Below are 12,153 nucleotides of genomic sequence, written 5' to 3'. Positions count from 1 at the left end.
ACTCAGACATGGGTCCCTCTTTTCCGCTCTTTTCGCCGAATCCCGAGGCGCCCCATACGGCCTTGGCACACCTCCACGGCTCGCTTCGCATCGCGCTTGGGTGTTCCCCGCCTGGGGGCGGGTCACACGGCTACGCCGAATCGTTGGTTTGACGATGTCGATTCTGCTTCCGCCGGTTGGCTCCCCTCTCCCACACTTGTGGGAGAGGGGCCGGGGGAGAGGGCGGGCGCTCGCTACTTCGTGGTGATTCCAAACCGCGGGGCTTCCTAACTGACGATGCCCAGATGCCAGGGCACAAACTCGTTGTCGCCCAGCCCGAGCGCCTCGCTCTTGGTCGGTTGCCCGGATGCCGCTTCCAGGATGTGTTCAAAAATCCGCTGCCCCATCTGCTCAACACTCATTTCGCCGTCCAGCACCAGCCCGCAGTTGATATCCATATCGCCTTCGAGCCGCGTGTACATCGGCGTATTGCTCGCCAGCTTGATGGTGGGCGCGGGCTTGGAGCCGAACATCGACCCTCGCCCGGTGGTGAAGCAGATCAGGTTGGCCCCGCTGGCGATCTGGCCGGTGGCGGCGACGGGGTCGTAGCCGGGGGAGTCCATGAAGACGAAGCCGGCTTGCTCGATGGGCTCGGCGTATTCATAGACGGCCTGCAGCGGCGTGGTGCCGCCTTTCATGGCGGAGCCGAGTGATTTTTCGAAGATGTTGGCCAGGCCGCCTTGCTGGTTGCCGTGGCCGACCACGCCGTTGAACTGGGCATTCTGGCCTGCGGTGTAGCGTTCCCACCAGGCCAGGCGGTCCAGCAGTTTCTGGCCGACTTCCGGCGTGACGGCGCGGCGCGTGAGCATGTATTCGACGCCGTGGATCTCGGGGGTTTCCGACAGGATGGCGGTGCCGCCGTGGCGCACCAGGATGTCCATGGCCGCGCCCAGCGCCGGGTTGGCGCTGATGCCGGAGAAGCCGTCCGAGCCGCCGCATTCCAGGCCGATCTTGAGGTGGCTGGCGGGCACGGGCTGGCGCGTGGCGGTGTTGGCGCCGGGCAGCATTTCCTCGATGGCGCGGATGCCGGCCTGGATGGTGGCCGCGGTGCCGCCGCTGTCCTGCATGACCATGGTGCGCACATGGCTGCCGGGCACCAGGCCTTGCGACTCCATCAGGCCCGCTACCTGGTTGCGCTCGCAGCCCAGGCCCACGATCAGCACGCCGGCCAGGTTGGGGTGGCGCGCATAGCCGGCCAGGGTGCGCCGCAGCACGTCGAAGTGCTCGCTGGGCGAGGACATGCCGCAACCGCTCGTTTGCGCAAAGGCGGCCACGCCATCCACATTGGGATAGGCCGCCATGCGCTCGGGCGTGAAGTAGTCGGCGATATGCCGGATCACCGTGGCCGAGCAGTTCACCGACGACAAAATGCCGATGAAGTTGCGCGTGCCGACGCGGCCGTCGGGCCGCACGAACCCCATGAAGGTGGCGCGCTCGGCTTCGGGCACATAGTCCACCGGCCGCACATCCTGGCAGAAGCCCGGATCGCGATAGAAATCCACCAGCGCCAGGTTGTGCGAATGCACGTGATCGCCGGCCTCGATGTCGCGCTCGGCCACGCCGATCACGGTGTCGAACTTGCGGATCTGCGCTCCCTTGGCAATGGCGCAAGCGGCGATCTTGTGCCCCGCGGGCACTTGCGCGCGCACGCGCAGGCCTAGTTCAGGCAGGCTCTGGCCAAGGCTCAGGGCGTCCCGGGCAATCAGGACGTTGTCGTTCGCATGCAGGCGGATCAGGGCGGCGGAGTTCACGTTGGGTCAGCCTTGTTGCAGCAGTTCTTTGAGCTTGAGGCGCTGGATCAGGTGGGTTTCCTGGTCGTACACCGTGCTGATGTAGCGCTTGTATTCCGGGCCGTCCAGGTACATGACCGGCGCATCGATGCGGGCCGCGACCTGCTGGAATTCCTTGCTGGCCACGGCTTGGCGGAAGGCGTCGCGCAGTTTCTTTTCCACGGCGGGATCCAGTCCGACGGGCGCGCCGATGCCGTTGGGCGCATCCACCACCACGTTGTAGCCCAGTTCCTTGAGCGTCGGCGTGTCCTTGAAGCGCGGCGTGCGCTGGTCGCCCCAGGTGGCCAGCAGGCGCAGCTTGCCGGCTTCCACGTGGGGCGCCCACGAGCTGGAATCGGCCAGCAGGTCGACCTGCCCGGCAAGCACGTCCTGCAAGGCCTGCGCGCCGCCCTTGTAGGCAATGGCATTGAAGCGCACACCAGCGGCCTGCGCGAATTCCTCCATGCCCACGTGGGTGGCGCCGCCGATGCCGGCATGCGCATAGGTGAGCTTGCCGGGATGCGCCTTGGCTTCGGCCACGACTTCCTTGAGCGACTTGAAGCGCGAGTTCGCCGGCACCGCGATGCCGAAGGTCTGGCCGGAAGTGCGGGCCAGGTAGGTCAGCTCGCTGCGCGGGTCCAGCTGCAGCATGCCGAGTTGCGAGAAGCGCGTCACCGAGATCGGCACCTGGCCGATGGTGTAGCCGTCCGGCTTGGCGCGGGCCAGGGCCTTGGTGCCGATCATGCCCGATGCGCCGGCGCGGTTCTCCACCACGATGGATTGCTTGAGTACGCCCGACGCCACCTGGCACAGCGCGCGCATCGACTGGTCGGCGGTGCCGCCGACAGGCCACGGGCAGATAAAGGTGATGGGCCGCTCCGGGTACCCGGCGGCACGCGCGAAGCCAGGCAGCAACAGGCCGGCAGTGCCGGCCGTGGCGGCAGCGGCGCCGCTGATGAGCAGGCGGCGTCGCCCGTGATTGATGCCGTGGGGTGCGGTCATGTGTCGTCCTCGCAGGAGTCGTTATTGGAGTCATGGGCCGATGGCAACATTCCATCGGTCAGGCAGGATTGTGGCAAAGCCCTTCATAACAATCCAATCAATGATCGGAATGGCTTCATAACCTTAAAGTTAAGTAGAATCGCGTCATGCCCCAGATCGACCGCGCGCTGCGCTCCAACATCAAGCTACGCCACCTGCAACTGGTGGTGGCGCTGGACGAATTCCGCCATCTCGGCCACACCGCCGAGTTTCTCTCCGTCAGCCAGCCGGCCGTCTCCAAGATGCTCACCGAGGTGGAGAAGGCACTGGGGCTGACGCTCTTCACGCGCTCCACGCGCGGCACCGAGCCCACGCCGGCGGGCGCCTCGTTGGTACGCTTTGCCCGCTCGGTGCTGGCGCAATACGAGCGCACGCGCGACGAGATCGCCGCGGAGGCCAGCGGCGCCGCCGGGCGCACCCGGGTGGGGTCGATGGGCGCGGCCTTGCCGGTGCTGCTGGCGCAAGCCGTGGGCCTGCTCAAGCAGCGCTCGGCCCAGGCCACCGTGCTGGTGGAGGAGGGCGACCTGCCCCACCTGCTGCCCAAGCTGCGCATCAGCGAACTGGACCTGATCGTCGGGCGGCTGGAGCCCGGCTACGCCGCGCCGGACCTGATCACCGAGCCGCTCTATAACGAGCCGATGGTGGCGGTGGTGCGCGCCGGCCACGCGCTGGCGGGCAAGCGCGCGCCGGGCTGGGCGGACCTGGCCGGCATGCCTTGCGTGGTGCCGCCGCCGTGGGCCTCGCTGCGGGTCAAGATCGAGCAGGAGTTCTACCGGCACGGGCTGCAGCCGCCGACCGACCTGATCGAGTCGTCGTCCTACCTGGCGATTTCTACCTTCGTCACCCAGCTCGACGCGGTGGGCTTCCTGGCCAGGTCGGTGGGGCAGCAGTTCGAGCGGGAAGGCCGCTTCCATGTCCTGCCCATGGACGTGCCCCTGGAGCTGCCGCCGGTGGGCGTGATCACGCTGCGCGAGGGGCGGCCCACGCCCAGCAGCATCCAGCTGCTCGAATGCCTGCGCGCGGCGGCCGGGCAATTCGCCGCGCCGCCTGCGGGTGAGAAGAAGGCCGCGGACAAGACGGGGCGCGCGGCGCGGCGGGCACGATAGGCGCGTCGCGCCGGGGGCGAGCGAGGCGGGGCACGCGGCCGTTTCCGGCACCCCTGCGCATATCCATATCTGAAAGCATTTGTTGTGGGCACCCTTGCGATCCCGCAACATGCCCGCTCGCTTTTCGTTTTCCCCTTCCTCGTTCTTGTCTCTTATGGCCCCCCGCCTCTCCCGCATGCATTCCCTCGAGCGATCCCCGCTGCTTCACCGTCTTGCGGCCGCCTTGTGCGCCGTCTTTTCCCTGGCAGCCGTTCCCGCCCACGCCGACGCCACGCTCGACAAGATCAAGCAGCGCGGCAAGCTGGTGGTTGGCGTGATCCTGTCAGGCCCGCCGTTCGGCACCATCGACCCGGCCACGCAGAAGCACATCGGCTATAACGTAGAGCTATCCGAGGGCGTGGCCAAGGGCCTGGGCGTGGCGCTGGAAACCATCCAGGTGCAGCCGTCGAATCGTGTCCAGTTCCTGCAGCAAGGCAAGGTCGATATCCTGATCGCAAACATGCAATGGACCCAGGAGCGCAGCGAGATCCTGTCCTTCGTGCCCACGCCGTTCGAGGAGGTCGGCGGTGCTGCCATCGCGCGCAAGGGCAGCGGCATCGCCAGGTGGGAAGATGTCAAGGGCAAGCCCGTCTGCGTCTCGCAAGGCAGCAACTTCACCAAGCCCCTGGCCGAGCAATATGGCGCGCAGATCAAGGCGTTCCGGGGGCAGCCCGAGTCGCTGCTGGCGCTCAAGGGCGGCAACTGCGTGGCGGCCGTGCACGTCAGCCCCACGCTGCGGGACCTGGTGGACGGCAACGCCGACTGGAAGGACTTCGAGATCGTCTCGCCGCGCGACCTGATCCCGTCGCCGTCGGTGATCTGGCTGCGCAAGGGAGAAGCCGATACGCAGGCCGCCCTCGATCGCATCGTACAGGACTGGCATCGCACCGGCTGGCTGATCGAGGTCGAGAAGAAGAACGGCATGACGCCCACGCCGCTGCTGCGCCAGCTGCACGAGAAATTCCGCAAGATCCCCGCCTGAGGCATTGCCACGGCGGATGAAACCAGTACTTGCCCGATCAGCGGGATTCAGCGCGGCCTGGCGAGCAGGTACTTCGCCAGCGCGTGAAACGCCGGGATCGTCGTCGGGTCGTTGGCGGCATTGCCGGCCACCGGGTTCGATGCGTAGCGCACGATCACCATCTCGGCCTTCGGGTCGACATAGATGCGCTGGCCATGCACGCCGCGGGCCATGTAGGCGCCGTGCTCGTTATGGGTGACCCACCACATGTCGCGATAGCTGCCGCCCGTTAGCAGCGGATAGTCGGCCTTGGCAAACGCGGCCTTGTCGCCGCCGCGGCGGATGTCGTCGATCACCGCCTTGGGCAGGATCTGCTGTCCGTTGAACTTGCCGTCGCGGCGCAGCATCTCGCCAAAGCGCGCCAGGTCGCGCAGGCCGGTGTTCAGGCCGCCGCCGGCAAAGGGCGTGCCGATGGAGTCGATGGTGAAGTACGCATCCTGCTCCGCGCCCAGCCGGCGCCAGATACGCTCGGACAGCAGCTCGGCCACCGAGCGTCCGGTCACGCGTGCAATGACCCAGCCCAGCGCATCGGTATTGACAGTCTTGTAGCCAAACGCCGCGCCATGCTCGCCTTGCGGCTGGATGGCCTGGAGCGATTCATAGTAATTGCGCGGACCGGTGTAGTCCTTGGGCTTGGGCAGCGGGCTGCCCGCCTGGGCGTGCATCCAGACCTCGGCGTCGGGGTCCGCGTAATCCTCGCTGTATTTGAGCCCCGTGGTCATGTCCAGCACCTGGCGCACCGTGGCATTGCCGAATGCCGATCGGGCCAGCTCCGGCACGTAGTCCGCCACGCGCTTGCTCGCATCCAGGCGGCCTTCTGCGACCAGCATGGCGCCGAGCGTGCCGATGACCGACTTGGTGACCGACATGGCCGCATGCTGGCCGTCGTCCCTCAGCGCGCCAAGGTAGCGCTCATAGACGATGCGCCCGCGCTGCAGCACCACGATGCCATCGGTGTAGTTGGCCGCCAGGGATTGCGCCCAGGTCATCGGCTGGGTGGCGCCGATCGGCAGGAACTGCAGCGCGTCGATATCGGTGCGCAACGCGCGCGGCAGCGGCACCGGCGTGCCAAGCCCGCGCGAGACGTTGACGGTGGGCATCAGCTCCCGGAAGTGCGACACGCTCCAGCGCAGGGCGGGGAATTGCCAATAGCTGCCGTCGTCGAAGCGTACCGTGCGCTCGGGCGGCGGTGGCGCGCCTTTCATCCAGCCAAGGCCGGCGGGATCGCTGGCGGCGGCGTCGGGCACCGATGGCACCGGTGCATCGGCGGCCCATGCCAGAGGCATCAGCCCGAAACCGCAAAGGGCCAGCGCGATCGCCGCGCGGCGGGGAACGCCGTTGCTCATCTTCAAGACCACCTCCAAAAGTCAAAGGGCTCTCATGCAAGCAGCCCCGGGCAATATAAACCATGCAATAACGGAGCCGGCCTATGACGCACCACATTGCGGCGTCGTCCTGCCCACAGGCACTGATTTAGGTCCACGCGCGCCGCCCCATGGTGCGGCGCGCCTGGGTGCCCTGCATGCGTCTTCGGCCCGCGAAGGCGCGCTGATCCCCAATTTCCCCGATTGGTAAGAGGAATTTATTTTTCTTCTTACATGGCATGTCTCCTGCTTTGTTGGTCTGCACGCCTTCATGTATACAACCCGGGATACAAGCGATGACCAGCAAGACTCCTCTGCGCCGATCCGCCGCCAGCCTTGGCAGTTGCCGGACCCTGCCTGACTGGCAACAGCTTTACAAGACGCAAGGCGCCTCGCCGCTGGACGCGCTCGCCCCGTTCCTGGACCTGGACGCAGGCGATCCGGCCTGGATCGCGCGCCTGGATGCGGCACGGCTGCAGTCCCAGCTGGCTGCGCTGGAGGCTCGGGTTGAAGAGGCGGGCGGCAAGCTCGATGCGTTTCCCCTCTACGGCGTGCCGTTCGTGGTGAAAGACAACATCGACGTGGCAGGGTGGCCCACCACGGCGGCGTGTCCCGCGTTTGCGTATGTGGCCGAGCGCGATGCCGGCGCGGTGGCGCGGCTGCGGGCGGCCGGGGCCATCGTGGTGGCCAAGGCGAACCTGGATCAGTTCGCCACCGGCCTGGTCGGGGTGCGCTCGCCCTATGGCGCGGTGCCCAACAGCTTCGATCCGGCGTACGTCAGCGGTGGCTCCAGCTCGGGCTCGGCGTCTTCCGTGGCGCGCGGCTGGGTGCCGTTCTCGCTCGGGACCGATACGGCAGGCTCCGGGCGCATTCCCGCGGCATTCAACAATATCGTAGGCCTCAAGCCGACGCGGGGTTGGCTGTCCAGCGCCGGCGTGGTGCCGGCCTGCCGCACGCTGGACTGCGTTTCCGTGTTCGCGCTGACGGTCGACGATGCCGCGCTGGTGGCGGAGATCGCCGGCGGCTTCGACCATGCCGATCCTTACTCGCGCAGCTATCCGCTCAGCGCGCCTACCGCGCTGGCGCCATCGCCCGTGCTGGGCGTTCCCGATCAGCTGGCGTTCTTTGGCGATACGCAGGCGCAGGCCAGTTTCAAGCAGGCGCTGGCGGACTTGCAGGCCATGGGCGCTAAGCTGGTGCCCGTTGATTTCTCGCCATTCGCCGAGCTGGCCGCGCTGCTCTACCAGGGGCCGTGGGTGGTTGAGCGCTTCCTGGCGGTGAGCCAGCTTCACGCCAGCCGGCCGGACGCGATCGATCCGGTCGTGCGCGCCATCGTCGAGGAGGCTGGCCGCTATAGCGCCATGGATGCGTTCAACGCCGAATACCGGCGGGCGGCGCTGACCCGCTCGATCCACGTAGCGCTGGCCAAGGTCGACGCGCTGGTGGTGCCGAGCGCGCCGTCGATCTATACGCTGGCCGCCGTGCAGGACGATCCGATCCGCCTGAACGCGCGGCTTGGCACCTATACCAACTTCACCAACCTGGCCGACCTGTCGGCGCTGGCGTTGCCGGCCGGTGCGCGCGAGGACGGCCTGCCGGCCGGCATCACGCTGGTTGCCCCGGCTTGGTCGGACCGCGCGCTGGCACGTCTTGGCCGGCAGTGGCAGGCGGCGCAAGCGCTGCCGCTGGGCGCCACCGGGCGGCCTTGTCCCGTTGATGCCCAGCGCGCTACGCCCGTCACGCCAGGGTCGGTCCGGCTGGCCGTGGTCGGCGCCCATCTCAGCGGCATGCCGCTCAACCACCAGCTGCTCACGCGCCACGCGGCCTTTGTGGAGGCATGCCGCACTGCGGCTTGCTACCGGCTCTATGCGCTGGCGGATACGACGCCGCCCAAGCCCGGGCTGGTCCATACCGGCGCGGGTGAGGGCGCGCCGATCGAAGTCGAGCTCTGGGATGTGCCCCTGGCCAGTTTCGGCGCGTTCGTGGCGGAGATTCCTGCGCCGCTTGGCATCGGCAAGCTGATGCTGGAAGACGGCCGGCAAGTCGCCGGGTTCATCTGCGAGCCCCGGGGCCTGGAAGGCGCCCGCGATATCACGGCTTTTGGCGGCTGGCGCGCCTATCTCGCCAGCAGCAACGTCCGCGTTAGCGCCAACTGACCCGGGAGCCGCGATGTTCCATACCGTACTGATCGCCAATCGTGGCGAGATCGCCGTGCGCGCCATCCGCACCTTGCGTGCCCTGGGGATCAAGAGCGTGGCCGTGTATTCGGATGCCGATCGCAATGCCGCGCATGCCCGGCTGGCCGATGTGGCCGTGCCGCTTGGCGGCGAGCGCGCGGCGGATAGCTACCTGGTGGCCGAGCGCGTGCTGCAGGCTGCGTTGGATACCGGCGCGCAAGCCGTGTTTCCGGGCTACGGCTTTTTGTCGGAGAGCGCGGAGTTTGCGAAGGCCTGTGACGCGGCGGGACTGGTCTTCATTGGCCCGACGCCGCACCAGCTCCGCGAGTTTGGCCTGAAGCACCGTGCGCGCGAGCTGGCGGCGCAGGCGGGGGTGCCGATGACGCCGGGCACTGGCTTGCTCTCCAGCCTGGAACAAGCCCTGCGCGAGGCCGGGCGCATCGGCTATCCCGTCATGCTCAAGAGCACCGCCGGTGGCGGTGGCATCGGCCTGTCGCGTTGCGCCAACGACGCTGAGCTGAGCGCGGCCTTTGACAGCGTGCAGCGGCTGGGCGAGCAGTTCTTCAAGGATGGCGGGGTCTTTATCGAGCGCTGCCTGGACCGGGCGCGGCATATCGAGGTGCAGATCTTCGGCGACGGCGCGGGCCGCGTGGTGGCGCTGGGCGAGCGGGATTGCTCCACGCAGCGCCGCAACCAGAAGGTGGTGGAGGAAACCCCGGCGCCGCATCTGAGCGAGGCAACGCGCCATGCGCTGCATCGGGCCGCGATCCAGCTGGGCGAATCTGTCAGCTACCGGTCTGCCGGCACGGTGGAGTTCATCTACGACGTGGAGCAGGAGGCGTTCTACTTCCTCGAGGTCAACACCCGGCTGCAGGTGGAGCATCCCGTGACCGAGCTGGTCACCGGGCTGGACCTGATCGCCTGCATGCTGAAGGTGGCGGCGGGCGATGCGCTGGACTGGGACGCCATCTCGCGGCCGCCGCAGGGCGTGGCCATGGAGGTGCGGCTCTATGCGGAGGATCCGCTCAAGCAGTTCCAGCCCTCGCCGGGCACGCTGACCGAGGTGGTTTTTCCTGATGGCGTGCGCGTCGACGGGTGGGTCGAGACCGGCACGCAGGTGTCGGCCTTTTACGATCCGCTGCTGGCCAAGCTGATCGTCCACGGCCCCACCCGCGAAGCCGCGCGCGAAAAACTCGCGGCAGCGCTGGCCGCCACGCGCCTCTGCGGCATCGCCACCAACCTGGACTACCTGCGCCAGATCGTCGACTCGCCCGAGTTCTCCGCGGGCCGGGCCTTCACGCACATGCTCGACAGCTTTCCCTACGCGCCGGCAGTCATCGAGGTGATGGAGCCTGGCACCTACACCAGCATCCAGGACGTGCCCGGCCGCATGGGTTACTGGCATGTCGGCGTGCCGCCGTCCGGGCCGATGGACGACTACGCTTTCCGGCTGGCCAACCGCATCGTTGGCAATCACCCCGGCGCCGCCGGGCTCGAATGCACGCTGGTGGGGCCACGCCTGCGCTTTCACAGCGCGGCCCTGGTGGCGCTGACCGGCGCGCCTTGCGCAGCGACGCTCGACGGGATGGATGTCCCGTTCTGGGCGCCGATCAGCGTAGCCCCGGGACAGGTCCTGGCGCTCGGCAAGGCCACGCAAGGCTGCCGCACCTATCTTGCCGTGCGCAATGGCTTTGACGTGCCGGTCTACCTTGGCAGCCGATCCACTTTCGCGCTCGGGCAGTTCGGCGGGCATGCCGGGCGCACGCTGCGGCCAGGCGATATGCTCCCGATCGGCCAGCCGCATCTGGCGGGGTCCGGCATCGAAGCACCCATGACGCAGCCGCAGGCGGCACCCGCGGCGCTGATGCCGGCCTACGGCCAGCATTGGGATATCGCGGTCCTGTACGGCCCGCATGGTGCCCCGGATTTCTTTACGCCGGCCTCCATGGAGACGTTCTTCGCCACGGACTGGGAAGTGCACTACAACTCGAACCGCCTCGGCGTGCGCCTGGTCGGGCCCCGGCCCGAATGGGCGCGGCGCGATGGCGGCGAGGCGGGGCTGCACCCATCCAACGTGCACGACTGCGAATACGCGATCGGCGCCATCAATTTCACCGGCGACTTCCCGGTGATCCTTACCAACGACGGCCCGAGCCTGGGCGGCTTTGTCTGTCCTGTGACGGTCGCCAGAGCGGAGCTGTGGAAAGTCGGCCAGGTCAAGCCGGGCGACCGGATCCGCTTCCGGCCAATCAGCTTCGATGCCGCGCGTGCCCTGCAGGCGGCCCAGGACCAGGACATTGCCGGGCTGCGGCAAACAGCGCGCGCGCCATCGCTGCCGGCGCCGGCGCGTGCCACCGCCATCCTCGCCGGGCGCGCGGCCAGCGGGCATCACCCGGCCATTGCCTACCGTCAGGCGGGCGATGGCTACCTGCTGCTGGAGTACGGCGAGAACGTGCTCGATATCGGCCTGCGGCTGCGGGTGTACCTGATGATGGAAGCGCTCAAGGCGCAGCCGGTAGACGGCGTGCTGGAGCTATCGCCCGGCGTGCGCTCGCTGCAGGTGCGCTACGACGGCCAGCGCATTCACCAGGCGGCCTTGATCGAGGCGCTGCTTGCCATCGAGGCCAGCCTGCCGGACGTGGCCACGCTGAAGATCCCCACGCGCGTGGTGCACCTGCCGATGGCCTTCGAGGACGCCGCCACGCTGGATGCCGTGCAACGCTACCGCGAGACGGTCTGCGCGGATGCGCCGTGGCTGCCGAACAATGTCGACTTCATCCAGCGCATCAACGGCCTGGCGCATCGCGACGAGGTGCGGGACATCGCGTTCTCCGCGCGCTATCTGGTGCTGGGGCTGGGGGATGTCTACCTGGGCGCGCCCTGCGCCGTGCCGCTTGATCCGCGGCACCGGCTGCTGACCTCCAAGTACAGCCCGGCACGCACCTTTACTGCGGAAGGTACCGTCGGCATCGGCGGGGTTTATATGTGCATCTACGGCATGGACTCCCCGGGCGGCTACCAGCTGATCGGGCGCACGCTGCCGATCTGGAACAAGTTTCTCAAGAACCTGGTGTTTGAGCCGGGCGCGCCGTGGCTGCTGCGCTTCTTTGACCAGGTGCTGTTCTACCCGGTGGCAGAGCCGGAACTGGACCGGCTGCGCGAGGACTTCCGCGAGGGGCGGGCCACGGTGCGCATCGAGCACGATGTCTTCGACTATGCCGCGTACCGCCAGTCACTGGTGGACAGCGCGGACAGCATTGCCGCTTTCCAGGCACGGCAGCAGGCGGCATTCAGCGCGGAGGTTGCGCACTGGAAAGTCCATGAGGCCAACGCCGCGCCCATCGAGGTTCCGGCCGCCTTGCTCCATGACGAGCTCGACGGTCACGCCGTGACGGCGGAGATGAGCGGCAGCGTGTGGAAGGTGCTGGTGCAGCCGGGCGAGCAGGTGCGGGCTGGACAGCCGCTGCTGGTGGTAGAGGCAATGAAGATGGAATTGACCGTGCGGGCACCCGTGGCGGGGACGTTGTCGGCCATGCGTTGCCGTGCGGGCTCGACGATCAAGGTAGGCGACCGTCTCGCGTCGATCGCCTGACCTAT

General features: G+C 67.8%; 7 protein-coding genes. 4 read left to right on the top strand and 3 right to left on the bottom strand.

Going from position 1 to position 12,153, the window contains the following annotated elements; genetic code table 11:
- Positions 1-266: 266 nt before the first annotated feature.
- Positions 267-1,790, bottom strand: a complete 1,524-nt coding sequence (locus ACYP5B_RS19945) for a UxaA family hydrolase (RefSeq protein ID WP_459570879.1) — start codon at positions 1,788-1,790, stop codon at positions 267-269.
- A 6-nt stretch (positions 1,791-1,796) separates the two neighbouring features.
- Positions 1,797-2,810 carry a tripartite tricarboxylate transporter substrate binding protein gene (locus ACYP5B_RS19940; protein ID WP_459570878.1) on the bottom strand — a complete coding sequence of 338 codons (1,014 nt, stop codon included), beginning with the start codon at positions 2,808-2,810 and terminating at the stop codon, positions 1,797-1,799.
- Between the two features lie 146 nt (positions 2,811-2,956).
- On the opposite strand from ACYP5B_RS19940, the gene ACYP5B_RS19935 reads away from it, so the two are divergent.
- Together ACYP5B_RS19935 and ACYP5B_RS19930 are read left to right on the top strand one after the other, a co-directional pair.
- On the top strand, positions 2,957-3,955 hold the full coding sequence (locus tag ACYP5B_RS19935; RefSeq protein ID WP_459570877.1) for a LysR substrate-binding domain-containing protein: 999 nt from the start codon (positions 2,957-2,959) through the stop codon (positions 3,953-3,955).
- Between the two features lie 175 nt (positions 3,956-4,130).
- The gene (locus tag ACYP5B_RS19930) at positions 4,131-4,976 is read left to right on the top strand and encodes a transporter substrate-binding domain-containing protein (RefSeq protein ID WP_459570876.1); all 846 of its coding nucleotides are present in this window, start codon (positions 4,131-4,133) and stop codon (positions 4,974-4,976) included.
- A 47-nt stretch (positions 4,977-5,023) separates the two neighbouring features.
- Here ACYP5B_RS19930 and ACYP5B_RS19925 read toward each other — a convergent pair whose 3' ends face one another.
- Positions 5,024-6,301, bottom strand: coding sequence for a serine hydrolase domain-containing protein (locus ACYP5B_RS19925; protein ID WP_459570884.1), 1,278 nt, complete (start codon positions 6,299-6,301; stop codon positions 5,024-5,026).
- A gap of 374 nt (positions 6,302-6,675) precedes the next feature.
- Here ACYP5B_RS19925 and atzF point away from each other — a divergent pair, with 374 nt between their 5' ends.
- Positions 6,676-8,535 carry an allophanate hydrolase gene (atzF, locus tag ACYP5B_RS19920; RefSeq protein WP_459570875.1) on the top strand — a complete coding sequence of 620 codons (1,860 nt, stop codon included), beginning with the start codon at positions 6,676-6,678 and terminating at the stop codon, positions 8,533-8,535.
- A gap of 13 nt (positions 8,536-8,548) precedes the next feature.
- The gene (gene uca / locus ACYP5B_RS19915; protein ID WP_459570874.1) at positions 8,549-12,148 is read left to right on the top strand and encodes an urea carboxylase; all 3,600 of its coding nucleotides are present in this window, start codon (positions 8,549-8,551) and stop codon (positions 12,146-12,148) included.
- The last annotated feature ends 5 nt before the right edge of the window (positions 12,149-12,153 follow it).

This window comes from Cupriavidus sp. 8B, assembly GCF_054589115.1.
The sequence above is the reverse complement of the archived record's forward strand: the minus strand, read 5'-3'. Positions and strand labels throughout refer to the sequence as shown.